The organism is Labilibaculum antarcticum (genome assembly GCF_002356295.1).
GTDB lineage: Bacteria > Bacteroidota > Bacteroidia > Bacteroidales > Marinifilaceae > Labilibaculum > Labilibaculum antarcticum.
Map to the genome: position 1 here is coordinate 4,385,046 of NZ_AP018042.1, position 25,344 is coordinate 4,410,389.

Sequence of the window (25,344 nt, forward strand, 5' to 3'; positions counted from 1 at the left end):
ATAACTAAAAGTTATAATTGGAAAGAAATTCCATAAAGAGTTTCGTCGCTGAAACCTCATGTCCCTGCATAAGTGCAATTCTAAATTTTCGATTTAAACGCATCCCTTTTAAATCCAGTTTTGTAATTTCTTTTAGCCTCAATTCTTTTTCAATGGCCTTTTCTGAAACAAGTGCTATACCATCAAATTCGCATAAAAAATTCTTGATCGCTTCGGTACTTCCTAAATGAATGAATATATTAAGCTTGTCGATAAACACATTCTGCTTAGCTAATGATTTATATATTACTTCGAGAGTTCCAGATCCTTTTTCTCGAAGAACTATGGGTAAGGATTGAAGATCAGTGAGGGATAAAACCTTCTTTTTAGAATAAACGCTATTACTGCCAGTTACAACAACAATTTCATCGTCGAGAAAATCGATATACTTGATGTTCGATCTCGACGAATCGTTCTCTACCAAAGCCAAATCAATTTCATTATCGAGTAATTTTTGTTCCATCTCAAAAGAGTTCCCATTCAACAAATAAAGATCAATTTTAGGGTAACGTTTATGAAAAGCAGCTATAACTTTAGGAATAATGTATTGTGAGATTGTCGAGCTGGCACCAATCCGTAAAGAGCCATTAAATGCTTCGTTCAATCTGCCCAATTCGTATTCCAAGTCGCGGTACTGTTGTTTGATTTGTTTAAGGCTACGATATACTAATTTGCCCGACTTGGTTAGGTAAACCTTGTTTCCTTTTCGTTCGAAAAGGGCGGTGGCTAATTTACTTTCCAGCTCCTTAATGTGTTTGGTAACTGCAGGTTGACTAATGAATAGTTCTTCGGCTGCTTTCGAGAAATTTAGGTTTTCTGCTACAGCAATAAATACTTCGTCCCGATAATCCATATTTTATCCAATTAGTTTTGTTTTCAACCATTTCCAGGGAAATAACATTGATACATTTTGCTGGTAAATTTGATATTCCTCTCCGTATTCATGAACTAACTTTTTTTCTTCCAGATAGCAACCAACAATCAGATAAATGCTGAATATTACATTTACAATTAGTGCAGCGATATCTAGATTTCTGGACCAAATGAATAGAAAAGTTGCAGTATACCACGGATGACGAATGATGCTGAGAATTCCTACAGTGCTTAAATTTCCATCATCAGACATTGTTTTATGATGTTCTGATTGTTGAATCTGGCGAAAGCCGAAAAAAGACAATAGATCGTATGATTTCGAGCCTGCAAAAAACAGAAAAAAGCAAGTTAGTAAGATCAGTATATGGGCAATTTGAAAATATCCCGACCAGTCAAAAATAAGTTCACTTTTTAATGAATAAGAATACAAAATTAGTGGTGAGAATGTAATCAGTGAAAATAGATTGTATAGTATCCTGTATGTTCGGAAGTGTTTACCCATTTTGGGCTCTATGTAGCACAGGAAACGGTTTGAAATTAAACTGCTGTGAAAAAAGCACCAAAGCACTAAAAGCAGAGAGAGAAGAATATATTGTGTTGCGATCATCATGTAAAAGTAAGAAATAGATTCTGTTTGAAAGAGAACTATTTCTTACTTTCTAATAGTATACATCGAAAAAAAGTCTTTTTACCTATTCAAGGGAAATATTGTAAGCTCCTTCAGTGAGAACCTTAACCAGGTTTTGAGAACCTACAATTTCCGTAAAGCCTTTTGTTTCTGCACCAATAATTATTTTTTCCTTACGTAAATAATAGTTCTGTGCATCACTTTTATCAATTACAAAAACATATCGGTCGGGGCCTGATTTAAGAATTGCATGGCTAGGAAGTGCCTCTGCATCTTTTTTATTTGTAATTATTTCTGCTTCGATGAATGAACCGTTGTATAATTTTCCTTTTGCCTCTTCTTCAATTTTAGCTAAGCAGAGAATGGTTTTAGTTTCCGGATCAATTCCTTTTCCAATTGCACTCAAATGTGCTGTATGTATTTTTTCAGAATCACTTAGGGTTTTAAAATGCAGAATCTGTCCTATTTTTAGCTTTTGAATGTCCTTTTCGAATACTGAAATTTGAACTTGGAGTTGATTGGTGTTCACAATTTCAATTAAGGACTTTTGTTGTTCGGCAAATTCACCAAGAATCAGATTGTAATTGGTGATATAGCCATCTATTGGGGCTGTTAATGAAAGAGAAGAATAAAAATCTCCTTCTTTTATTTTATTCGTGTTGAGGTGGAGAATCTTTAATTTCAACTCTAAACTCTCATATTTTGCCTTTGTTGCTTTGTAAGTGCTTTCAGAGGAAATAAGGTTTTTTTCTGCGCCAATTTTTTCATTATACAGAGCTTTGTTTCTTTCATAGTCAGCTTTACTATTAGATAGTTGTGCTGAAGTTTCTGCGAAATCCTGCTGAAGGCTAATCAAATCATTGGATTCAATTTGACACAATATCTGACCTTTCTTCACATAATCTCCAGTTGTGAAATGAATACTCTTTACAATACCGGAAACAGGTGTGCTTATATTGGCAATTCCATTTGGAGGTGCTGAAATGGACCCGTTGCATAAGATTAAATCCTCAAAGCACTGTGTAGTCACCGCACCAATTTCCATTTTCTCTGAGATGAACTGCTGCTGGGAAATCGGAATCAATTGTTCGCTCTCATCTATGATGGGATTAGCAGGAGGAGCTTTTGGTTTGCATGCAAAAACAAACATTGTAAATAGAATATAGGCGAGTAGGATATAGCTTTTCATGATATTTGTTTTTATTTATTTAGATAGTTGGCTTCAAGAGCAAGATTATTGTACTGAGCAAGATTATCGAGATAATTTAGGGTCAGATTTAGTGCATTTTCGATGCTTACAACAAACTGGAAAAAGTCCAGTTCTCCCATTTGATACGATTTCTGAGCTATTCTTATGATTTCGTCACTCAAATTTCGACCTGAATCTTCATAGTTTTGGAGAGATTCTTCAAATTTAAGTAACTCTATTCGTAATTCTTCCTGTTTTGCTTTCCGGTTAATTAGAAAATCATTTCGCATGTTTTGATCGATGTCCAAAGCAATTTTGTTTGCTTTAATTCGTGCTTTTTGTTCTCCGAAAAATAATGGGACTGCTAATCCAATTTGAAAACCTTGGTAGGTTTGAGCGTTAGAATAGTTATTGCTTCCCCGGTAATAACCAAGTGATATATCGGGTAGAAGCTTGTTTTTCTCCAAACCAAGTAAGGCATATTGTTGTTCGCATTGCAGTTTCATGATTTGTAAATCGGAACTGGATTCAACAAGATTGTTCTCAACAGGAATCCTTTTCAACTCCAGCATTGGAACTGTAAATGCACTATCATTTTGTAAAATTGCATTCAATTTTTGATTGGCAATATCCAGATTGTGTTTCAGTTGTTGGATGTCCATTGTCACTTGTTGTTGTTTGGCTTTGGCATTTAAAAGATCTATTTGGCTGATATCTCCTTTTTCAAATCTTAGCTCAGCACTTTTTCTGAAATTGGCATACAAAGAGTCTATTTTGAAAAATATTGTCTGTTTGTTTTGCAGATATAGTATTTGATTATATGCTTGAGATACATCTTTGGAAACCATTTGTTTCTGTCGATAATAGTTGGTTTCTGCAATGGATACATTTCTTTTATTCACTTTCGATTGTGAAGTATAAACACTAGGGAAACTGAAGTTTTGTTCAATACCAAAAATTTTGAGCGGATGACCATTTTCCGCAATGTTATTTTGATCATAACCATAGTAGAACAATGTTTTGTCTACAGAGAAAGCACTTGCTTTTAAAGCTTCACTTTGTTTTACTGTAAGTTCGAAAGCTTGAAGTTGCTTATTATTATCCATAGCAATTTCAATTGCATTTTCAAGACTCAATTCCTTCGTTTGTGCTGTTGCTGTAAGCGATAAAAAGGCAATTAGGATGCCGGTAATTGCAGATTTCGATCGGATGAACCGAAGGGGTCTGAATTTGATTCCAATTACATTGTAGAAAATTTCAAAAAGTAAGGGCAAGGCAATCATCGTAAGCATGGTAGAGGTGATGAGGCCACCAATAACCACAGTTGCCAGAGGGCGTTGTACTTCTGCGCCAGCACCAGTTGAAATAGCCATTGGTAAGAATCCCATTGCTGCAGCTGCTGCTGTTAGCATTACCGGGCGAAGCCGATCTTTTGTGCCGGTAAGTATCAATTCCCGCATGCTGGTCATTCCTTTTTCCTGCAAATCTTTTAGATGTTCAATCAATACAATTCCATTTAAAACAGCAATACCAAAAAGGGCAATAAAGCCTATTCCTGCGGATACACTAAAAGGCATTCCTCTGATCCATAAAAAAAGAACTCCACCAACGGTCGATAAGGGAACTGCCGTAAAGATCATGACTGCATCTTTAAACGATCCAAATGCAAAGTGCAGGAAGATAAAGATTAGAAGTAAGGCAAGCGGAACAGCAAAAAGTAAACGCTTACTCGCATTTTTTAGATTTTCAAACTGACCGCCATAAACAATGTAATTCCCTGGCTCTAATTTAATTATACCATCAATTTTACTTTGTATGTCTTCAACGACTGATTGAAGATCACGATTTCTAACATTCACGCTAACCGACATCATACGATGTGTATTTTCGCGGGAAATTTTTGCAGGACCTTCCGAGAAAGAAATGTCAGCCAATTCATTCATCGGAATTTGATTTCCATTTGGCAGAGGAATCATTAATTGTTGAATGTTTTCGATGTCCATCCGACTTTCTTTCTGAAGTCGAACGACCAAATCAAATCGTTTTTCACCTTCGAAAACACTGCCACTTGATTCTCCGCCAAAAGCCATAGCCAAATAGGAGTTCAGTGTTTGCATATCCAATCCGTAATGAGCAATTTTATTGCGCTTGTAGATTACACTCATTTGTGGCAATCCTTCTGTTTTTTCGATAACAATATCAGCGGCACCCGGCACATCTTCAATTAATTTCTTTATTTCATTAGCTTTTTCATTTAAATACGTCAAATCTTCACCAAATATTTTGATGGCAATATCAGCGCGAACACCCGTAATTAACTCGTTAAAACGCATTTCTATTGGTTGGGTAAACTCATAGTCAATACCGGGGATTATCGATAGAGCTTCTTTAAACAGATCAGCAAGTTCTTCCTTGCTTTTTGCGGACGTCCATTCGTGTCGGGGATTTAATTTAATGATCATATCTATTTCTTCCATCGACATAGGATCTGTCGGAACTTCGGCTGCTCCAATACGGCAAACAATTTGATCTACTTCGGGAAAGCGATCGATTAGAATATTTTCCATTTGAGTGCACATTTCAACCGTTTTGGATAGAGAAGTACCGGTTTTTAGAACAGGTTGAATCACAAAATCACCTTCATCCAGTGTAGGAACAAATTCACCGCCCATTTTCGAGAACAAAACACCTGTAAAAATAAGTGCTGCCAGCGAGGCTCCTAAAACGAATTTCTTGTGACCGCAAGACCATTTCATAACTGGAGTATACGATCGATAGGTTAAATTCATGATTTTATCTGCAAGATTCCATTTGCCTTTCTTTTCAGGTTTCAAGAAGAGGGAAGAGGCAACAGGAAGCCATGTGAAACCTAATATCATAGCACCAATTATCGCAAAACTAAACGAGAGTGCCATGGGTCTAAACATTTTGCCTTCCACTCCTTGCAGAGATAGGATCGGGATAAAGACAATAAGAATAATTATTTGCCCAAAAATGGCAGAATTCATCATTTTTGATGCTCCTGTAAAGGTGATTTTATCAATAAGCGTTTTCTGTTCTTCTTTGTTTGATTGATTGTATTCATCTGTTTTAGCATTGATCCGAATGGCAATGTATTCCACAATGATAACGGCTCCATCAATTATAATTCCAAAGTCGAGAGCTCCCAAACTCATTAAATTGGCATCAATACCAAAAATATACATCAAGGAAAGTGTGAAGAGAAGCGCCAAAGGAATCATAGAAGCAATAACCAATGCGGACCTTATATTTCCAAGCAATACAAATACGATCAGCATTACAATCAGGCAACCCAAGACCAAATTTTCCACTACCGTGGTAGTAGTTTTGTCTATTAATTCACTTCGTTCCAATATTGGATTAATAAAAACACCTTCGGGCAGATTTTTCTGAATTTCAGCAACTCTTACTTTTACTTCATTAATCACCAATTTAGAGTTTGCATTTTTCAACATCATGACTTGACCCAGAACTTTTTCTCCCTGACCGTTAGCTGTGATAGCACCAAAACGATTGGCATATCCAAAATGAACTGTGGCAATATCTTTAACCAGAATTGGAATACCACGGTTATTCTTAACCACTATGTTTTTAATATCCTGAATGGACTTTACTTGTCCGTCGCCACGGATAAAGTACGACTGATTGGTTTTTTCGATGTAGGCACCACCGGAAATGCTGTTGTTGTTTTGCAAAGCTTCAAAAACTTCCATCAAGTTTAGATCCATGGATCTCAATCGAGTTGGATCAATTGCGACTTCGTATTGCTTTAAAAATCCACCCCAGCTGTTTACTTCAACCACTCCTGATATACCTGATAATTGTCTTTTAACAATCCAATCCTGAACGGTTCGTAAATCCATTGCAGAATATTGATTTTCAAATCCAGGTTTAACATCCAGGATGTATTGGTAAATCTCGCCTAATCCTGTGGTTATTGGTCCCATTTCAGGAGAACCAAATCCTTCAGGAATATTCGCAGATGCTGCCTTAATTTTTTCGGCAATTAGTTGGCGGGGAAGATAGGTGCCAATTTCATCATTAAATACAATAGTAACAACTGATAAGCCAAATTTAGAAATGGATCTGATTTCTTCAACTCCGGGGAGATTTGCCATTTCCAGCTCAACAGGAGCGGTAATGAATTGCTCTATTTCCTGTGTGGAAAGATTTCCAGAGGTAGTAATTACCTGAACCTGATTGTTGGTAATATCAGGAACAGCACCAATAGGGATTTTAAATATGGCATATGATCCGAAAAGGGCAATGGAAAGAGTAAACAAGATTACGATTAACTTGTTTCGAATGCTAAAATTAATGATTTTTTCTAACATGTATGTGGGCTTATAAGTAGAACTGTTTAGACTATGTAATAGTGTATTTTGGCTTAAGTTATGATTAGGGTGAAGAAGGTTACTGCAAAGTGACCTTGGTTTATTTTTGAATGTAAAAATGATGATTGAAAAGAAGAGTACTGCAAATGCTTAGTAGTCAAGAGTTATTATTCGACCTTTAGTGAAATTGAAGAATTTTTCTTTTTCAGCCAATTGAATTCCTGCAATGAGATCGCTTGATTCGTACCCAGCAACTTTCAAACAGGTAGGACAAGCATAAATGCTTACTTTTTTATCAATTAATTGTTTAATATAAGTTTGAAGAGATTCGAATTCTGCAAATTCAAGATCTTTTGCACCTTTCATCAACAATTCAGTTGCATGAATGTCCATATACACAATTACATCTTTATCGTCGGCCATCAGAACAGCCATTTTCAGAGGCATTAACACGCGATGAGGATCGCTGAAACCTTCCGTGATGTGAATGAAAACCCCATCTCTAACAGACTCTGTTTTTACTATGCTTTGCTGTTGGTTTGGGGCTTGATTGCATGATAGTAACAATAAACCCATAAAAAGTAAAAGACTAAAATTTTTCATAGCTGTAAATTTCAGATTAAAAGTGACTGTTTATTTCCTTAAATCTTACTTAACCGTAATGTAATCAGCTTTTTGGGATCGAACCAGTAGTTGTAAGCAAAAGATTGTAATGAGTGAATAAATTCACATATTCCATACGAAATTTGATATGCTTTCAGTTTCAGATGAGATATAATGAAAATAGTCTTTGCTGTAAATCGACTATATTAAATTTAAGGTTTCTAATTGAAATTTATGAAAAATATGTTTGTCAACAAAATTGTTATTCGGAGTTGAGTTTTTTTTTGAAATGCAATAGAGGGAAATAGTACAAGAATACCCGCATTTAATCCATTTACAGGCAGGAATGATTATTCTAATTTTGCTGATAGAGTAAAGAACTTAAATTTTGAATTTTTAAATAGTAGATGATGAGTACAAAATTTTTATACGTAAGTGCAAATCCAAAAGGAGAAAATGAATCATACAGCTTAAAGGTAGGGAGAGCTTTTATTGAGCAATACAAAATACTAAATCCTGATCACGAAGTTACAGAACTTGATTTGTTTAAAACAGATGTTCCTGTTTTGAATGCAGTAGTTTTTGATGGTTTTTCGAAGTTGCAGAATGGTGGTAGTTTCAGTGATTTGGATCAGGAGCAAAAACAACAGCTTGGAAAGTTAAATCAGCTTTTGGAACAATTTATGGAAGCTGATTCATACGCATTTGTTAATCCAATGTGGAATTTTTCAGTTCCTCCTGTACTTAAAGCTTATATTGATGTGATATTGCAGGTTGGAAAAACATTTCATTACACCGAAAATGGACCAGAAGGCTTGATGAAGGGGAAGAAGGCTATTCATATTCAAGCCTCGGGTGGTATTTATAGCAAAGGTGCTGCAGTTGAAATGGATTTTTCACACAGATATTTAAAAACAGTTTTGGGATTTACGGGTATATCTGAATTGGAATTTGTACCTGTTGAAGGTATTGCAATGGGACAAACTAAAGTTTCTGAAATTGTAAAATTGGCATCTGAGAAAGCAATAGGTTTAGCCTCTGAATTTTGATCTTCTATTGAGGATAATAAGAGTATTCTCCTTTTAACCAATAATTTTATGCGGGTTGATCTTCCATTTGGAAATACTTCCCGCATTTTATATCTTGGAACGTAATAAATATGATGAATTTCCTTTAATTGTCTGCTATCCCACGCTGTTAATTTTTATGTCTATTTAAAAACCACTACTTTAGCAGTTCGCAAATTCAAGACCAAAAACCGAATCATGAAGTTGGATCAATTAAAACTAAATATCGATCAAATTCCTTTCCGGAAATCTTTAAGTTTTCTTCCATTAATTAATAAGTTGAAAGAGGAGCGAGGTATAGATGGGAGTATTGATTTACATGCAAAAATTATTTTGGATTTAATTGAGATGCATCCTGTTTTGGTGCAACCAGATTTTAATATTAAGGACGTTGATAAGTATAAGGATGAGATACATGTTATGATGTCCTATTTTTTTACTCCTTCTCAATATAATAATGATATTGGCGTAGTAGCAAGCCCTTTCGATGATCAAAATTTTTACTTCACCCCCAATTACCTTGGGGTTTATGAGAATGAAGATATTGAAATTGAGATGGTTGAGCAGAAGATTCAGGATAGCTGTTACAAGACTTTCACCAAGTTGGTGTATGCTTACTTAATGATCCTTCCTAAATTTTATGACTTTCATTTAGATATGGATTATCTGTTCATGTATCGAATGACGGATAAGTTGAACGGTCTGGTGAAATACTATAAACTTGAGTTTAACAAGTCTTGTATTGAAATTACCCACGACGGGGAATTGCCATCTGTATCTAAAGATGATATTCATAATATGATTAATGATCCTCTGAATATGGATTTTTGGTTAGAAACTCTTCCTTTGGATAATTTTACATTTTGTGGACTGATGTCATTTAGATATATTGATGTGACTCAAATTGAGGTTATTTCATCATTGAAATCTCAATTATTAGAGAAAGCTTCAATTATCAACAGGAGTAATTTTGATGCTCTTGAACAAAATATTCGTTCCTTATTAGCTTTGCCAAATTTGAATTTAGGTGTTCTTGCTATGGGAATTACTCAAGGGAATGTTGAAAATCCGTCTGATTTTTGGCATGGATTTATTGATCCTGCTAAGTATAAATGCGAAGCGTATCGAGGAACAATTTATGAAGATGCTGCTCTCTCGGGTTCTGTCGTTTTAATTAATGATCTTTCCAAAAAAACCGATTTAAAGCCTGTAGAACAAGAGTTGCTAAATCAAGGCATTAAAAATATTAGTATTATTCCTCTTCATTACGATGGCGAGTTGGTGGGAATGATGGAATTAGGCTCAACAAAGGCATTTGATATCAATTTCACCAAACTAAGGATAATAAAAGATATTATTCCGGTTTTTTCAATAGCTGTTCAGCGTACAAGTGAAGAATTAAAGAATAGAATTGAGGCAATTATAAAAGAAGAATGTACGGCTATACATCATAGTGTTGAGTGGCGGTTTCAGCAGGCAGCGGGAAAATTGCTAGCGAAAAAAGAAGTTGATGAATTGGCACAGATGGAAGAAATTGTGTTCAAGGAAGTACATCCTTTATATGGAGCTATTGACGTTCGTCATTCTTCGATTATTCGAAATCAAACCATTCAGGACGATTTAGTAGAACAATTGGAATTGGCTCGCAATGTATTGAAACAAGCCTTTTTGGACCGTAAAATGCCTATTTACGATCAGCTTATTTACAAGATTGATTATTTTACCGAAGGAATTCAAAAGGGATTATCTTCAGGAGATGAAATGAATGTACTAAATTTTATTCGCTATGATGTAGAAACATTGTTTCCACATTTTAAGGAAAATAGTACTGCCTTAACCGAAGCTATTTCCGAATATGATAGAAATATCGATCCGGAATTAAATATCGTATACAAACGAAGAAAAGATTTTGAAGATAGTTTGGGGATGATCAATGATTGTGTAACTTCTTATCTTGAAAAAGAAGAAGAAAATGCGCAAAAAATGTTTCCCCATTATTTTGAGAAGTATCGTACAGATGGTGTAGAGCATAATATTTACATTGGGCAAAGTATTTCTGCACAAAAAACATTTGATCGTATTTATTTAAAGAATTTACGATTGTGGCAATTAATTGTAAGTGCCGAGTTAGCTAGAAAAACAGATGCTTTAAAAAGTTCATTGCCGATTGAATTGGAAACAGCTGGTTTAATTTTAGTACATAGCCAGCCTTTAGCAATTAGATTCAGACAAGATGAAAAAAAATTCGATGTAGATGGTGCTTATAATATTAGATATGAGATTATTAAGAAAAGAATTGATAAAGCTGTCATAAAAGGAACCAGCGAGCGTCTTACTCAACCCGGAATGTTAGCGGTAATATTTAGTCAGGAATCTGAGATGTTAGAGTATCAGAGATATCTGGAGTATTTAGTTGCAAAGGGCTATTTTGAAGACAATATAGAACATTTGGTTCTTGAAGATTTACAAGGAGTATATGGTTTAAGGGCGCTAAGAGTGCAGATTAAACATGGAATACAACCCAAAGAAGTTCTTGCTGTTGCAAAGGCATTAAAATTGAATGATTAGCTTTAAGTGTTTACTATAGTATTGATATCAAATTAGAAGAATAATAAGTTTATGCTCTTTAAATCCCTATTCCTTAGCCTGATTCTAAGCTCGCTAAGTTTTTTAAGTTATGCACAGTTATCGACCGATACTTTGGTTAATACGGCACGGCCCAAGATTGGTCTTGTGTTAAGTGGAGGTGGAGCTAAAGGATTTGCTCACGTTGGTGTTCTTAAGATTATCGACGAACTGGGAATTCCTATTGATTATATTGCCGGAACTAGTATGGGAGCACTTATAGGCGGTTTTTATGCAATTGGATATTCTGCCGTTGATATTGAGAAAATTATTTTAAATCAGAATTGGGAAGACTTACTTTCGGATAATGTATCGCGGAATTTCGTGCCTATTTATGAAAAAAAGGATTTTGAAAGATATATTCTTTCGTTTCCTATTAAGCCTAAGGGAATAGAGCTGCCTAGTGGAATTGTTGAAGGTCAAAATGTGCTTAATTTATTTGAGCGATTGACAATAGATTTTCATGACGAAACTGATTTTAAAAAATTGCCTATTCCATTTTTATGCATCGCCACCGATTTGGAAACCGGTAAGGCCGTAGTTCTGGATAAAGGTTATCTTCCATTAGCAATGCGGGCAAGTATGGCTATTCCAACCTTTTTTGCACCTATTGAGATCGATGGGAAATTACTCGCTGACGGAGGAATGATCAATAATTTCCCGGTGAAGGAATTGATTAAAATGGGTGCTGATATCGTTATTGGTGTTAATGTTCAGTCTGGAGTTAAATCTAAAAAGGAATTAAAGTCTCTTTTGGATATTATCAATCAAACTGTTTCTTTGATGGCGTTGAATAATTTTAAGGATAATCTGAAATATTGTGATATCTATATTAAACCAAAAATTGACAATTATACTGTTGGAAGCTTTCAAGATGCAGATTCTCTGATTCACAGAGGAGAAGAAATAGCTCGAACCTTTATTCCAACCTTGATGGATTTAAAGAAAAAATATAATCTACAGAAACGAGAAATAAAAAGATATATACCTCCTTGCGATACTTCTGAATATTATTTGAAGGATATTGAATTTAACGGACTTAACGAGGTTAGTTACTCGTTGTTATCAGGTAAACTAAATTATGGCAAGAATTCCAATATTAGCTTGCATGAATTGCAAGATGGCATAAATCGGGCTTATGGCAGTCGGTACTTCGATCATGTCGATTTCCAGATGAAAGGGGAAAATGAAAAAACTCTTTTAATAAATGTGAAAGAAAGAACGACTAAACGTTTTAATGTTGGACTGCATTACGATAGTGATAATAATGCATCGGTATTGCTGAATACAACATTTCGGAATAAATTAAAAAGCGGGTCTCGTTTATCTTTTGATTTAAAATTAGCTGAAAGTCCAAGATTCAAAACCACCTATACCATTGATAATGGGTTGAAACCTGGACTGAATGTAGAGGCGGAATTTAATGATTCTGAGGTATATGCATTTGATGATGGAGCGAAAATCGGCAGTTATGATTTTAATTATTTAAAATTTGATATTAATACGCATACCATTTTTCGGGAATCATATTCTTTTGGATTGGGTGGGAAAATTGAATATTTCAACATTAATTCCGAATTTACCACTTCAGATTTGATAATAGCTCGAGATGAAGATTATTATTTTACTTATTATGCATTCCTTAACCTGGATTCTCATGATACAGCATATTATCCAAAGAAAGGGATGAGTCTTTATGCGGAATATAAGTTAGTTACAAATAATGGTTTAAAACTTGACGAAATGGATCGTCCAGCTTCGGTTGCTTATCTTAAATTTCAAAAAGCAATCAGTATGAGCTCTGCATTTACGGTTTATCCAAAATTTTTCGGAAGGGTTGTATGGGGTAAAAATATACCCAGTTTTTTCATGTCCTATACAGGCGGAATGGATCAGACAGATTATTTTGATATTCAAGTGCCATTTGTTGGTTTGGAACGAATGGAAATTGCATCTACGAATTCTTTTATTTTTCGAACTGATTTTCAATACGAACTATTCAGGAATAATTATTTAATTCTGAAAATGAATGCCGGTAAATTAGTGGAAGATGTTAATGATGCATTAACGCAAGGTGAATGGATTAAAGGAATTGGTTTAACCTATTCATATAATAGTTTAATTGGACCCATAGAATTTTCGCTAATGTATTCTGATAAAAAGAATGGAATTTCAAACTATGTTAACATAGGTTTTTGGTTCTGATAAAAGAGTAGTTGTCTGACCTGAATTGCAAACGGAAAAACATGATTATATGAATAAATATATTTTATTCTTGGTTATCCTTTATTGCAGCACTTTGAGTGTAGCTTTTGGGCAGGATAGAGGTGATAGTTTGAAGTACGATTGGAATCCTGGCATAGAAGGGACTGGCCCTGTTCGCGGGTTAGAGGTGTCTTTGCGTTCGAATACAAATTATAATGTGAATTCCAATTCTGATTTGTATGGAAAAGGAAAAGGTGAAATTGATAACGATCGGGTTTTTGAAACAAAGCTTCGCTTTCCATTATTTCTAAATCAAAAATTAAAAATTGCCGGTAGTTTTGATTACAGCGATGAAGAAATTCATTTTGATGATATATCGGATAATAATTACCCCTTGTATAAAAGTTTGAATGATAAAAACTTAAAAAGCATTGGAGGGAGTATTTATCTCATGACTCAGTTAAAAAGGAATGTGTTTTTCATGTTTCGTTTTAATGTCAAGTTAAAAGGTGATTACTGGAAAGAGCACATTGGTGATGTGAGTAAGTATACTTTTCTGAAAATGGAGATGTCGCCTGTAATTGGATGGAAAGTGAATTCTAAAAAATCATGGGGTATTGGTATGGCTTATTCCTATACATTTGGAGATCCATTGCTATTTCCAATTTTTGTTTACAACCATTCTTTTGCAGATAAATGGGGTGTTGAAGCCTTTCTTCCAGCGAGAATAAAATTGCGTTATCAGCCCTCAAAACTTTGTTTTATTAATGCCAAAGTAAGATTACAGGGTGGGAGTTATAGTATCCATTTTGACGATCCGAAATTGAATGATTTTAAAACACTGGAATTAAGAAGAGCTGATCTGAATTTTTCGCTGGAAATTGAAAAAGGGATTACGGATTGGTTATGGGCTTCCTTTGAATCTGGCTATCGCACCAATATTAATTTTGATGTGACTAATAGTAATCATGCTTTCAGTTTGTCGGGAAGCAAGTTGACCAGTGAAAATAATATTATTGATTCGAATGCAGAAGGAGGACTTTTTTATAATCTATCGGTGTTTCTCGTACCCTCAAAAACAATTTTGAAAAAGATTGGTTTAATAGAATAGAAAAGGGCAATATCCTTTCCTCTTGGTTTAAAATTGGTAAGAACATTGCCCTTGGTGTTTAGTTTATATTATTTGAGAATATCGACGGAGCAATATCTCTTAAATTGTATCTGGAAGCCATTGCTTCACCATAAGCGCCGGCAGAACGTATTGCTATGATATCATTTCTTTTTGTAGCTGGCAGGCTAACCGATTTTCCAAAACAATCGGATGATTCGCAAATAGGTCCAACCACATCGTAATTTTCAGTTTCTCCATTGGAACTTAAGTTCTCAATTTTGTGATAAGCCTGATAAAGGGCCGGTCGCAGCAATTCGGTCATGCCGGCATCTAAAATTGCAAATTTGGTTTTCACCCCGTTTTTAACGTATAAAACTTTAGAAATTAAGCTGCCACATTGAGCAACCATCGATCTTCCCAATTCGAAATGAAGTTCCTGATTTGGATCCAGTTCTAAAAATTCATCGAAAATTGCAAAAAAGGTCACAAAATCGGGTATCGGATTCTTATCAGGATGTTTGTAATCTACACCAAATCCGCCACCAACATTGATGTGATCAACAATAATTTGTCGGTCAGCAAACCACTGTTTGATTTCATTGATCCGAATACACAAGCCTTTGAATACGCTCAAATCGGTAATTTGAGATCCAATGTGAAAATGCAATCCAATTAATTCAATGTTTTTGTAAGTAGCAAGACCTTTAAGAACATCATCAAATTCCCAACGGCTAATTCCAAATTTATTTTCTTCAACTCCGGTTGTGATGTAATGATGAGTATTTGCATTTACGTTAGGGTTGATGCGAATGGCAATTTTGGCAATTTTATTGCTTTTTTCAGCCAGTTCATTAATCAATTCCATTTCGGGAATCGATTCACAATTGAAGCAAAAAATTTCAGTATCTAATGCCGTTTGGATTTCCTGATCGGATTTACCAACACCTGCATATACAATTTTATTAGAAGGATATCCTGATTCCAAAGATCTTTTGATTTCATTTCCACTTACACAATCGGCACCAAAGCCATACGATTGAATTTTAGACATGATATTTGGATTGGCATTTGCTTTTACGGCATAATGCACGTGATATCCGTATTTAGATGACTCTTTTTTAATAATCTCCAAAGTGTTTTGAAGAATCTCCATATCGTAATAGTAGAATGGAGTAGGTATGTTTGAGAATTCGTTGATTCTTGAGCTGTTAAACATGATAAAAAAAATATGAAAACGACAATTAAAATAAATGACTACTAAGTGCCCTAAGGGCTGCAACTTTATTTTCTTGATTTACCAAAACAGAAATGTTGTGTTTGCTGCCTCCGTAGGAAATCATACGCAATGGCGTAGATTCAAGTGCTTCCAGTACCTTTTTAGCACTGCCTGCCGATTCTGAAATAAAATCGCCAACAATACAAATTATCGATTGGTTCCTGTCTATTTCAACAAGGCCAAATTTCAATAATTCAGATTCTATTTCCGCTAAATGAGTATCATCATCTATTGTGAGAGAGATAGCTACTTCCGAAGTGGTAATCATATCGATTGGAGTCTTATATATTTCGAATATTTCAAACACCTTACGCAGAAAACCATAAGCCAACAGCATTCTTCCTGATTTAATTTTTACTGCTGTAATTCCATCTTTGGCTGCAATTGCTTTAATCCCTTTGCCAACCATATCACCTGTTATTAGAGTTCCTTCATCCGATGGGCTAAGTGTGTTTTTTAAACGAACAGGAATGCTATATTGCTGACATGGCATTATGCTTGAAGGGTGCATTATTTTTGCTCCAAAATAAGCCAACTCTGCGGCTTCATCAAACGACAATTGCTTAAGAGCCTTAGTATTCTCTACAAAGCGGGGATCGTTATTGTGAAATCCGTCTATATCTGTCCAAATTTGAACCTCGTCGGATTTGATGGCCGCACCAATTAAAGAGGCGGAATAATCACTTCCCCCACGCTTTAAGTTGTCAACCTCTCCATAAGTATTTCTGCAAATAAATCCTTGAGTGATAAAAAGTTTCTGATTAGGATATTGTGCCAGTTCACGTTCCAGATTTTCTTTAATGTAGTAGGAATCAGGTTCTCCATCCTTGTCAATTCTCATGAAATTTAAAGCCGGTAGAAATACGGAATCAACACCAATTTCAGTCAAATAATAATGAAAAAATGCAGTCGAAATTAATTCACCTTGTGCTAAAATTGCTTTTTCCTGTAAAGCAGTAAAGCTCCGGTAAACAAAGTTTCGAATATAATTAAAATGAGATGTGATTAACTCATTCCCTTTTTCCTTTCCCTTTGTGCTAGTGAATAATTCCTCAATTCGAACTCTATATTGTGCTTCTAAATTCGTGATTTTTTCATCTGCCTTCTCCATCTCCCGTTTATACAATAGATCAGCTATCTCAACAAGAGAATTTGTCGTGCCGGCCATGGCCGATAGAACTATGATTCTGGATTCATCACTTTGAACCAGTTGGGCAAGATTTTTAATTCTTTCAGGTGATCCAACAGAGGTACCACCAAATTTTAAAACTTTCATTGGTTACTAATTTTAGTTTTGCCATTTCATTTGGAAATGGAAGGTGTTTAAGCTGATAACTATATTATAAGCTTGTGGCTTTTAATTTTCTCTCAAAAAAAGCCTGCAGAATTTCTGCAGGCTTATATATCTTATTCGATAGCTTTACATTAATTCAGATCACATAACGTCAAAAACGTTTATTGCGTTTATAATGCTTCTTATATATTAATGTAATAGCGATCATTTATTTCGTTTTTTATTTGACGGTGTAAAGTTGTGTAAAATTATTTATTATTCCAATCAAAATTATTCAACTTGTTAAAATATTAACTATCGAAAGGGTAATTATACTAAAATAATATTCCATTCCAGCCCCAAAAACCTCTGGGGACATCCATAAATTCAATATAAACTCGATCTTTTGCAATCTCTAATTTCTCAGCAGCCAAACAAGCAAACTTGTTCGATAGATCTTTTGTTTTAGTATCGGGTAAACCAATGCTTTTTAATTGAAGAAATAAAGAAGGCTCTTCACTTCCACCCAGAGTCATTTCTACTTTTGGTTCAAATGCAGTCATTACATATTTCTCAGGTTTACTTAATTCCATCGATATTAAAATTGAGCATTCTTTTAGAAAAATTTGTTGCTCAATGCTCGAAAAGCTCTTGTTGGTCTGAACTTTTAAATAAGGCATAGTTAAAAGGTTTAAGATTAAATTTTATTCCTAATTATATGAATAATGAGTTTCTATTCAAGAAAAATAAATGGTTGAGACACTTAAGTTATTATTAAATGAGAGAATTACAAAATTAGGGAATTACTTCTCTATATTGAGTGAAGCTCTTTTATGGCACTCGCTACAACTTCTTTAGAGTTCCCAACAAAAATTTGACTTCCAATAATTACAACTGGTCTTTTTAAAAATGTGTACTCATTCAAAATTAAATTTTTGTATTCTTCTTCACTTACATCTTTATCTTTTAAATTGAGCTCTTTGAATTTAATTGCTCTGCGACTGAATAAACTTTCATAACTACCAGATAATTCCGCCATTTGGTTTAGCTGTTCTTCACTTATTTTATCGGTCTTTATGTCTTGTAGTATAAAATCTGCACCCGGATTTAGATCTTTGATGATTCTCTTACAAGTTGAACAGCCGGATAGGTGATATATTTTTTTCATATGATTATAATTTGATTTTTAGTTGCCATATAGCCTGTCCCGAATTTATCGGGGGAACTTACCATGCTGGAATAATTATCTTCCTGTGTGTCAAAATCACTTTGGCATGGACGTTTTATATTCATTTACTGATTCGTGTTATTGGTAATGATCTGAATTATTTCTTCTGCTTGTTTTAGGTTTATGCTTTGTGTTTGTATGGCAAAGTATTTATTGGAATAAGTAGTTTTCACACCTTGCCATAATTCTTTTATTTCTTTTTTCTCAATTAAATCCTTACACATACTAAAGGGTAACAAACACAATCCGTTGTTGTGTTGAATTGCATCGAGAATGGCATTCAAATTTGGGATCACATATCTTGGTTTAAAATAGGGCCGTTTTTTGAAATTATCAGACCAGAACGATTTTATGGTTTCCATTTTATGTGAGTAAGCATACCAATCTTGTTGCGACAACCACTTCTCCGCTTCATCCATTTTCTTTTCATAAATTAATTGGTTGAAAGGTATGGTATCCAGGTCCTTACTGTTTATAAGCAACAATTCTTCTTTGTAAAATGGGGTGTATTTAATATCCTTATAGCTGCTTTGGTCCGTTGTGATGAGTAAATCAAGCTGTTTTCGAAATAACTTATCCTGTAATTCTTCTGTTTCTCCGAACAGAAACTCCACATCCATTTCTAGTTGGCTAAGAATTGGGGAAAAGGCATAGTGGAATACTTCCATATACATTCCAATCTTTATTTTTGGCCTGTTTAATAATGTTTTTCGCTTAAAATTATCTTCAGTCTTTTCAAGTTGAGCAACGGCCTCTTCAATCTGATTATACAATTGAATGCCATTGGGTGTAGGCAGCATTCTTCGTGGTTTTCGTTCAAATAATTGAACTCCCATATAAGCTTCCAGAGAAGATAATTGCTGGCTTACACCTGGTTGGGTAATCAATAAACTTTCCGCAGCGCCGGTTAATGTGCCACGTTCATAAATTGCTTTAAAGGTTCGATACCATTCTAAATTCAACATGTTGCTATAAATTATTTTATATAAATGTATAAAAAGAATAACTTTTTTTATAGCAAAACAGGTATTAACTTTGTTTTAAATAATAAAGGAGAATCATGAGTAAAGTTTTATTTGCAGTAACCAGTCACTTTAAAGATGCTTCGGGATGGGAATCGGGTTGCTATGTATTAGAGGTCGCAGTTCCTTATTTTCATTTGATAAAAAATGGAGTGGAAATTGACTTCGTTTCGCCGCTTGGAGGACGAGTACCTGTAAAGCAATGCGATTTGGATGCAGCTAAAGTAAAATCTTTTTTTGCAGATAAAATGGCCAGTGAAAAATTTTACTCTTCAAAATTACCCGAGGAGGTTGATTCCAATGACTATGATGCCATTTATTTCCCGGGAGGTCATGGTGTTGTTTTTGATTTACCACACTGCAAGGGAATTGCAAAAATAGCAGGGGAAATATATGATAAAGGGGGTGTTGTTTGTGCTGTTTGTCATGGTGGAGCAGGACTGCTAAATGTAAAGTTAGCTGATGGTTCTTTATTGATAAAGGGTAAAAAATTGACTGCTTTTAGCAATAAGGAAGAAGAAGCAATAGGAACAGATCAGAAAGTGCCTTTTTTGTTGGAGACAGCTTTGGTAGAAAAGGGAGCAAATTATTCTTGTGTTGCAAATTGGCAAGAGTACGTGGTGGTTGAAGGAAGACTAATAACGGGGCAAAATCCTGCTTCAGATTTAGAAATGGCGAAAGAATTAGTCAAATTATTAAAGGAAAAATAGAATTAGATAATTAATATAACTACAATAAAAATGGAAAATTTTGATTTTTACAATCCAGTAAACATCCTTTTTGGAAAAGGAAAAATTGCAGAAATAAATAAGCATATTCCTAAAGATGCTAAGATTTTAATGACTTACGGTGGTGGCAGCATTAAGAAGAATGGTGTTTATAATCAGGTAATGGATGCCTTAAAAGGCTACAAAATCGTAGAATTTGGAGGTATTGAACCTAATCCGCGCTTCGAGACTTTAATGAAAGCTGTTGAAGTTGTTAAATCTGAAAAGATAGATTTCCTTCTTGCAGTTGGTGGTGGTTCGGTAGTTGACGGAACAAAATTTATTGCGGCAGCGACCTACTTTGAAGGCGATGCATGGGATATTTTGGCTAAGCGGGCACCAATAACCAAAGCAGTTGATTTAGGTGCTGTTTTAACTTTGGCAGCAACAGGTTCCGAGATGAATAATGGTGGAGTAGTTACAAAGGCCGCAACAAAGGAGAAAATACCTTTTAGTAATCCATTGCTATTTCCAAAGTTCTCCGTTTTAGATCCGGAAACAACTTATTCATTGCCGAAAAGACAACTTACTAATGGTGTCGTTGATGCCTTTGTACACGTAATGGAGCAATATCTAACTTATCCGGTAAACTCTCCGGTTCAGGACCGCTTTGCCGAGGGAATTCTTCTTACTTTATTGGAAGAAGGCCCAAAAGAATTGGCTTCGGATACTCCTAACTATGAGCGCAGAGCAAACTTAATGTGGGCTGCTACTATGGCCTTAAATGGTTTGATCGGTATGGGTGTGAAAAGCGATTGGGCTACACATATGATTGGTCATGAGCTAACTGCTTTCCATGGTATTGATCATGCTGTAACCTTGGCAATTGTTCTTCCTGGATTATTGACTCATTTGAAAGAGAAAAGAGGCGAGAAATTATTGCAGTATGCCGAAAGAGTGTGGAACATTACAGAAGGAACTGATGAGGAGAAAAAGACCCTAGCTATTGAGAAAACAGAAGCATTTTTTAACCAGGTTGGAATTGCAACTCGTTTAAGTGATCACAACGTTGGGCAGGATAGTATCAATACTATTGCCAAACGATTCGAAGAAAAAGGTTATGTAGGTATGCTTCCCGATGTTGAGGTGAAGGATGTTGCTAAAATTCTTCAGGCTAGACTATAGACTTGTTAAATATTGAATAGATAGAGGCTGCACTTGTATAAGTGCAGCTTTTTTTAGTGTTAATAAATTGTGAAATTTATCAATTTGATTTGTGATCACAAAATCTATGTCGTATGTTTGCGTCATTAGAAATGGGAGTGATTGATATTTGCTGAGAATTATGAGAAAATTAGATTTATTTGAAGAAGGCCAACAAGAAATAGCTGCAATGGCAAAAGTATTGTCGCATCCGGCACGAATTGCAATCCTGCAATTTTTAGCGGCAACACCAACTTGTATTTCAGGTGATATTTCTGACTTTTTACCACTAAGCAGAACTACTGTTTCTCAGCATTTAAAAGATTTAAAATCTGCCGGATTAATAAAGGGTGAAGTCGAAGGTTTAAAAATCAAGTATTGTTTGAACAAAAAAGGAATTGAAAAACTGAAGCAATCATTCGGTGATCTTTTGGAGGAAATAACTCCTGAAGAAGAAAAGAATTGTTTGTAAATAATTAATATAAATCAGAATGAGAAAAGAGCAAGCAGCATACTGAAATGTTTTCAGATCTAAGCTCGCACATCTCATCTCTAAATAAGAAATATGAAACGTCCATGCCAAAGTGATTTTAACACACAGGAGGATGATTATTCCTGAATGGTAATCCCGAAAGCTTTCGGGACCATATTGCAAATCAAAAACAAATTATAATTATATGAAAGTATTGGTTTTGTGTACAGGGAATTCATGCAGAAGTCAAATGGGTGAAGCAATTTTACGTGAAATTAACCCGGAATTGGAAGTTGTTTCAGCTGGAACAAAAATTGCCGATCAGGTTCATCCTTTGGCAGTGAAGGCTATGGCCGAAATAGGTATTGATATTAGTTCGTTACGTCCAAAAATGGTTGATGTATTTTTAGAAGAAGGAGTTGATTTCCTAATTTCAGTATGTGGTGGAGCAAAAGATGCCTGTCCTGCGTTTTTTGGACCTGTTGGCACTCGCTTGCACATTGGTTTCGACGATCCTGCTTATGCTGAAGGAACAGAAGAGGAGATTTTTAATGTATTCAGACGTGTACGCGATGAAATTCGTAGAGATTTTGCAAAGTTTAACGAAGACTATATATTGAATAAATAATGGGAGCTTTAAATAAGAAATTATCGTTTTTAGACAGGTATCTTACAGTATGGATATTTGCAGCCATGGCATTTGGTGTTGCCATGGGCTACTTTTTTCCTGCCATGTCTGGATTTTGGAATAAATTATCGGTTGGGACAACTAATGTTCCAATTGCTATTGGCTTGGTGATCATGATGTATCCGCCACTTGCAAAAGTAAAATATGAAGAACTAAAGGATGTATTCAAGAATCGTAAAATTTTGATTCTTTCTTTGGTTCAGAATTGGATATTGGGTCCGACTTTAATGTTTGCTTTGGCTATTATTTTTCTTCAGGATTATCCGGAATACATGACTGGCTTAATTTTGATCGGATTGGCCAGATGCATCGCTATGGTAATTGTTTGGAATGATTTAGCGAAAGGAGATCCTGAATACGCTGCTGGTTTAGTGGCTTTTAACAGCATCTTTCAGGTGTTGTTTTTCTCTGTTTATGCATATGTGTTCATTACTGTATTGCCAGGTTTTTTTGGTTTAGAAGGATCTGTAGTGGATGTTTCTATGGGAGATATCGCAGAAAGTGTATTCATTTACTTAGGAATTCCATTTATTGCTGGAATGATTACCAGATACTTCGGGATTAAAGCAAAAGGCAAGGATTGGTACGAGAAGAAATTCATACCAAAAATTAGTCCTCTTACATTATTCGCTTTGTTGTTTACCATTTTTGTGATGTTCTCGTTAAAAGGAGAATACATTGTGCAGTTACCATTTGATGTAGTTCGAATAGCGATCCCTCTGGTCATTTATTTTGTGATCATGTTCATGATTTCCTTCTTTATGGGACATAAATTTAAAGCAGGATATGCCAAAACAGCGAGTTTATCTTTTACAGCAGCAAGTAATAATTTTGAATTGGCCATTGCAGTAGCTATTGCCGTTTTTGGTATTGACTCGGGTGTTGCATTTGCTGCAGTTATTGGACCATTGGTTGAAGTACCGGTATTAATCGCCTTGGTAAATGTTTCCTTGAAATTAAAAGGCAAATACTTTAAAGGGAAAATAGATGGTGTTAAGTGTGCTAATGAATAGTAATTAGCAGACTCTCATCAATAAAACAAAAAGTCATGATTCATATTGAATCGTGATTTTTTTTTGCTTTGATCGATACAATTTATGAGCTTATTTGTAAAAACTCATGAACATCATCATTATTCATTATATTTGGAATACAAAAAGCAATAATATGATCAAACCCGGATTGAAAATCGGCATACTTCTTACTCTTATTTTGGTTTTGCCTTCCTTGTTTTTCTCTGCATACGAGATCAGTAATATCAATCAAAACGAGGCAGTTATTGATTCAATCTATTCCAGTCAGTTAGAGTCCATTCTATTTTCTGTCAATCAATATTCTGATGATGTTATCAGCGGTTGGGCCAATCAGCTCGATAAAGGAAAATATGGCCTTGATCAGGAAATGGAATCACTGGTGACAAAGAATTATTCGATCGATGCTTTTTTTCTGATTGATTCTTTAAAACATCAACTCTTTTCCAAAGAAAAAATTCCTGAAGACAGTCTTACAATTTTGACTGAGAAGTTAGAATACGCTTTTGCTCAGAATGCGAATGAAATTGAAAGATTGCAGCAATATATTAAAAGCGGTTATCAGAAAATTGGAGTTTTGGACTTTAACATGAAAGGAAAAAGTCTGTTTGCATTTGCAAGAACTGTCGATTCTTTATCCGTGGAAACGGTTCTCCTGCTTATTGATATTGAGAAGTTTATTGGGGAGAATTTAGGGCCAAAAATTCAAGGGATTGCGCAAGACCAGTTTTATATTTCTGTAATTGATAAAAAGAGAAACGCCGAGATTTATTCTAATGTTGTTTACGATGAGGGGGAAAAGAATATTCAGCAACGTAGAAAGATTTGGCTGTTCCCAGCTTACGATTTGGGTATTCAGATGAAAGGAAATACCATTGAGAATTTGGTGCGGAAAAGAACAAGAACCAATATAATTATGCTGATCGTGATGGATATGATTCTTTTGCTGGGAGCGTGGTTCGTGTATCGAAATATCCGACAGCAAATGAAGCTAACCCAAATAAAATCTGATTTTATATCTAATGTATCGCATGAAATAAGAACGCCATTGGCGCTAATAAATATGTATTCGGAGACCTTGGAAATGGGACGCCTGCCATCCGAAGGAAAAAAGCAGGAATACTATAAGGTGATTAATACCGAGGCAAACCGCTTGTCGAATATGGTGAATAATATCCTCAATTTCAGTAAAATTGAAAGCGGTAAACGGGAATATCATTTTAAGGAGTCGGATATTAATGCCGAAATAGAAATAATTCTCGAAAATTACGGACAGCACCTACATAAAAAGGGTTTTGAAATTAATTTTGAATCTTTCGATGATTTCCCAAAGTTATTAATTGACAAAGAAGCCGTTTCCGAAGCAATTATCAACTTGATTGACAATGCCGTAAAATACAGTGGGAACACCAAGAGGATTGAGATTGCATGCAATACCGATTTGGAGTTTGCCAATATAAATGTGATCGATTTTGGAATTGGAATTTCCAAAAAAGATCAGGCTTTGATATTCGATAAATTCTATAGAGTTAGCTCGGGTGATCTCGCCAATAAAGTAAAAGGTTCGGGAATTGGCTTGAGTATTGTAAAGCACATTATGGATGCTCACAATGGGCGGATAACTGTTAAGAGTTCAAAAGAGAACGGAACTTGTTTTACTCTAAGTTTTCCTCTGAGTTTTAAATAGAGAGAACTGAAATGCGCATGTATAAAGCTTGTGCACGCAGTGAAATGATTATGAGATAAGTT

Annotated in this window: 20 protein-coding genes; 10 read left to right on the forward strand and 10 right to left on the reverse strand. The window is 35.0% G+C overall.

From position 1 onward, the window contains the following. Positions 1 to 4 precede the first annotated feature (4 nt). From ALGA_RS17425 to ALGA_RS17445, 5 genes are all read right to left on the reverse strand, one after another. Complete coding sequence (locus tag ALGA_RS17425) at positions 5 to 892, reverse strand: LysR substrate-binding domain-containing protein (protein ID WP_096431354.1); 888 nt, start codon at positions 890 to 892, stop codon at positions 5 to 7. A gap of 3 nt (positions 893 to 895) precedes the next feature. After that, on the reverse strand, positions 896 to 1,522 hold the full coding sequence (locus ALGA_RS17430) for a methyltransferase family protein (RefSeq protein ID WP_096431356.1): 627 nt from the start codon (positions 1,520 to 1,522) through the stop codon (positions 896 to 898). An 82-nt stretch (positions 1,523 to 1,604) separates the two neighbouring features. Continuing rightward, positions 1,605 to 2,729 (reverse strand): efflux RND transporter periplasmic adaptor subunit, encoded by a 1,125-nt coding sequence (locus tag ALGA_RS17435; protein ID WP_096431358.1) that lies wholly within the window; start codon positions 2,727 to 2,729, stop codon positions 1,605 to 1,607. Between the two features lie 11 nt (positions 2,730 to 2,740). Further along, positions 2,741 to 7,084, reverse strand: a complete 4,344-nt coding sequence (locus tag ALGA_RS17440; RefSeq protein ID WP_096431360.1) for a CusA/CzcA family heavy metal efflux RND transporter — start codon at positions 7,082 to 7,084, stop codon at positions 2,741 to 2,743. A 150-nt stretch (positions 7,085 to 7,234) separates the two neighbouring features. Further along, positions 7,235 to 7,687: a DsrE family protein gene (locus ALGA_RS17445; protein ID WP_096431362.1), complete on the reverse strand. Its 453-nt coding sequence runs from the start codon at positions 7,685 to 7,687 to the stop codon at positions 7,235 to 7,237. A gap of 410 nt (positions 7,688 to 8,097) precedes the next feature. Between ALGA_RS17445 and ALGA_RS17450 the strand changes: the two genes are divergently transcribed. The 4 genes from ALGA_RS17450 (at position 8,098) to ALGA_RS17465 (ending at position 14,695) form a co-directional block, all read left to right on the forward strand. Further along, positions 8,098 to 8,736: an FMN-dependent NADH-azoreductase gene (locus tag ALGA_RS17450; RefSeq protein ID WP_162845477.1), complete on the forward strand. Its 639-nt coding sequence runs from the start codon at positions 8,098 to 8,100 to the stop codon at positions 8,734 to 8,736. A gap of 216 nt (positions 8,737 to 8,952) precedes the next feature. Continuing rightward, on the forward strand, positions 8,953 to 11,322 hold the full coding sequence (locus ALGA_RS17455) for a GAF domain-containing protein (RefSeq protein WP_096431366.1): 2,370 nt from the start codon (positions 8,953 to 8,955) through the stop codon (positions 11,320 to 11,322). Between the two features lie 51 nt (positions 11,323 to 11,373). Then, entirely contained in the window at positions 11,374 to 13,584 is a 2,211-nt protein-coding gene (locus ALGA_RS17460) for a patatin-like phospholipase family protein (RefSeq protein WP_096431368.1), read from the forward strand. A gap of 49 nt (positions 13,585 to 13,633) precedes the next feature. After that, positions 13,634 to 14,695, forward strand: a complete 1,062-nt coding sequence (locus ALGA_RS17465; RefSeq protein ID WP_096431370.1) for a DUF6268 family outer membrane beta-barrel protein — start codon at positions 13,634 to 13,636, stop codon at positions 14,693 to 14,695. 58 nt (positions 14,696 to 14,753) lie between these two features. Here ALGA_RS17465 and lysA read toward each other — a convergent pair whose 3' ends face one another. The 5 genes from lysA to ALGA_RS17490 all read right to left on the reverse strand — a co-directional run bounded on the left by lysA (position 14,754) and on the right by ALGA_RS17490 (position 19,437). Further along, positions 14,754 to 15,911, reverse strand: a complete 1,158-nt coding sequence (gene lysA / locus ALGA_RS17470; protein ID WP_096431372.1) for a diaminopimelate decarboxylase — start codon at positions 15,909 to 15,911, stop codon at positions 14,754 to 14,756. A gap of 25 nt (positions 15,912 to 15,936) precedes the next feature. Continuing rightward, positions 15,937 to 17,247, reverse strand: coding sequence for an aspartate kinase (locus tag ALGA_RS17475; RefSeq protein ID WP_096431374.1), 1,311 nt, complete (start codon positions 17,245 to 17,247; stop codon positions 15,937 to 15,939). A 332-nt stretch (positions 17,248 to 17,579) separates the two neighbouring features. Beyond that, positions 17,580 to 17,924 (reverse strand): phenylpyruvate tautomerase MIF-related protein, encoded by a 345-nt coding sequence (locus ALGA_RS17480; protein ID WP_096431376.1) that lies wholly within the window; start codon positions 17,922 to 17,924, stop codon positions 17,580 to 17,582. Positions 17,925 to 18,055: 131 nt separating this feature from the next. Next, positions 18,056 to 18,412 (reverse strand): arsenate reductase family protein, encoded by a 357-nt coding sequence (locus ALGA_RS17485; protein ID WP_096431378.1) that lies wholly within the window; start codon positions 18,410 to 18,412, stop codon positions 18,056 to 18,058. Between the two features lie 125 nt (positions 18,413 to 18,537). After that, positions 18,538 to 19,437, reverse strand: a complete 900-nt coding sequence (locus tag ALGA_RS17490; RefSeq protein ID WP_096431380.1) for a LysR family transcriptional regulator — start codon at positions 19,435 to 19,437, stop codon at positions 18,538 to 18,540. A gap of 95 nt (positions 19,438 to 19,532) precedes the next feature. Here ALGA_RS17490 and ALGA_RS17495 point away from each other — a divergent pair, with 95 nt between their 5' ends. The 6 genes from ALGA_RS17495 to ALGA_RS17520 all read left to right on the forward strand — a co-directional run bounded on the left by ALGA_RS17495 (position 19,533) and on the right by ALGA_RS17520 (position 25,282). Then, the gene (locus ALGA_RS17495; protein ID WP_096431382.1) at positions 19,533 to 20,204 is read left to right on the forward strand and encodes a type 1 glutamine amidotransferase domain-containing protein; all 672 of its coding nucleotides are present in this window, start codon (positions 19,533 to 19,535) and stop codon (positions 20,202 to 20,204) included. 30 nt (positions 20,205 to 20,234) lie between these two features. Next, positions 20,235 to 21,386, forward strand: a complete 1,152-nt coding sequence (locus ALGA_RS17500) for an iron-containing alcohol dehydrogenase (protein ID WP_096431384.1) — start codon at positions 20,235 to 20,237, stop codon at positions 21,384 to 21,386. 160 nt (positions 21,387 to 21,546) lie between these two features. Continuing rightward, positions 21,547 to 21,876: an ArsR/SmtB family transcription factor gene (locus tag ALGA_RS17505; RefSeq protein WP_096431386.1), complete on the forward strand. Its 330-nt coding sequence runs from the start codon at positions 21,547 to 21,549 to the stop codon at positions 21,874 to 21,876. Positions 21,877 to 22,081: 205 nt separating this feature from the next. Then, positions 22,082 to 22,504, forward strand: a complete 423-nt coding sequence (locus ALGA_RS17510; protein ID WP_096431388.1) for an arsenate reductase ArsC — start codon at positions 22,082 to 22,084, stop codon at positions 22,502 to 22,504. Further along, positions 22,504 to 23,577 (forward strand): ACR3 family arsenite efflux transporter, encoded by a 1,074-nt coding sequence (gene arsB / locus ALGA_RS17515; RefSeq protein ID WP_096431390.1) that lies wholly within the window; start codon positions 22,504 to 22,506, stop codon positions 23,575 to 23,577. Before ALGA_RS17510 ends, arsB begins: the two co-directional genes overlap by 1 nt. Before the next feature lie 154 nt (positions 23,578 to 23,731). Then, positions 23,732 to 25,282, forward strand: a complete 1,551-nt coding sequence (locus ALGA_RS17520) for a sensor histidine kinase (protein WP_162845478.1) — start codon at positions 23,732 to 23,734, stop codon at positions 25,280 to 25,282. The last annotated feature ends 62 nt before the right edge of the window (positions 25,283 to 25,344 follow it).

Bases quoted from the DNA above. Each gene is read 5' to 3' on its own strand.
- ALGA_RS17455 (WP_096431366.1), top strand. From the start codon at position 8,953: ATGAAGTTGGATCAATTAAAACTAAATATCGATCAAATTCCTTTCCGG.
- ALGA_RS17465 (WP_096431370.1), top strand. From the start codon at position 13,634: ATGAATAAATATATTTTATTCTTGGTTATCCTTTATTGCAGCACTTTG.
- ALGA_RS17485 (WP_096431378.1), bottom strand. From the start codon at position 18,412: ATGAAAAAAATATATCACCTATCCGGCTGTTCAACTTGTAAGAGAATC.
- ALGA_RS17500 (WP_096431384.1), top strand. From the start codon at position 20,235: ATGGAAAATTTTGATTTTTACAATCCAGTAAACATCCTTTTTGGAAAA.
- arsB (WP_096431390.1), top strand. From the start codon at position 22,504: ATGGGAGCTTTAAATAAGAAATTATCGTTTTTAGACAGGTATCTTACA.
- ALGA_RS17460 (WP_096431368.1), top strand. From the start codon at position 11,374: ATGCTCTTTAAATCCCTATTCCTTAGCCTGATTCTAAGCTCGCTAAGT.
- ALGA_RS17495 (WP_096431382.1), top strand. From the start codon at position 19,533: ATGAGTAAAGTTTTATTTGCAGTAACCAGTCACTTTAAAGATGCTTCG.
- ALGA_RS17440 (WP_096431360.1), bottom strand. From the start codon at position 7,084: ATGTTAGAAAAAATCATTAATTTTAGCATTCGAAACAAGTTAATCGTA.
- ALGA_RS17520 (WP_162845478.1), top strand. From the start codon at position 23,732: ATGATCAAACCCGGATTGAAAATCGGCATACTTCTTACTCTTATTTTG.
- ALGA_RS17510 (WP_096431388.1), top strand. From the start codon at position 22,082: ATGAAAGTATTGGTTTTGTGTACAGGGAATTCATGCAGAAGTCAAATG.
- ALGA_RS17475 (WP_096431374.1), bottom strand. From the start codon at position 17,247: ATGAAAGTTTTAAAATTTGGTGGTACCTCTGTTGGATCACCTGAAAGA.
- ALGA_RS17435 (WP_096431358.1), bottom strand. From the start codon at position 2,729: ATGAAAAGCTATATCCTACTCGCCTATATTCTATTTACAATGTTTGTT.
- ALGA_RS17430 (WP_096431356.1), bottom strand. From the start codon at position 1,522: ATGATGATCGCAACACAATATATTCTTCTCTCTCTGCTTTTAGTGCTT.
- ALGA_RS17490 (WP_096431380.1), bottom strand. From the start codon at position 19,437: ATGTTGAATTTAGAATGGTATCGAACCTTTAAAGCAATTTATGAACGT.
- ALGA_RS17505 (WP_096431386.1), top strand. From the start codon at position 21,547: ATGAGAAAATTAGATTTATTTGAAGAAGGCCAACAAGAAATAGCTGCA.
- ALGA_RS17480 (WP_096431376.1), bottom strand. From the start codon at position 17,924: ATGCCTTATTTAAAAGTTCAGACCAACAAGAGCTTTTCGAGCATTGAG.
- ALGA_RS17445 (WP_096431362.1), bottom strand. From the start codon at position 7,687: ATGAAAAATTTTAGTCTTTTACTTTTTATGGGTTTATTGTTACTATCA.
- ALGA_RS17450 (WP_162845477.1), top strand. From the start codon at position 8,098: ATGAGTACAAAATTTTTATACGTAAGTGCAAATCCAAAAGGAGAAAAT.
- lysA (WP_096431372.1), bottom strand. From the start codon at position 15,911: ATGTTTAACAGCTCAAGAATCAACGAATTCTCAAACATACCTACTCCA.
- ALGA_RS17425 (WP_096431354.1), bottom strand. From the start codon at position 892: ATGGATTATCGGGACGAAGTATTTATTGCTGTAGCAGAAAACCTAAAT.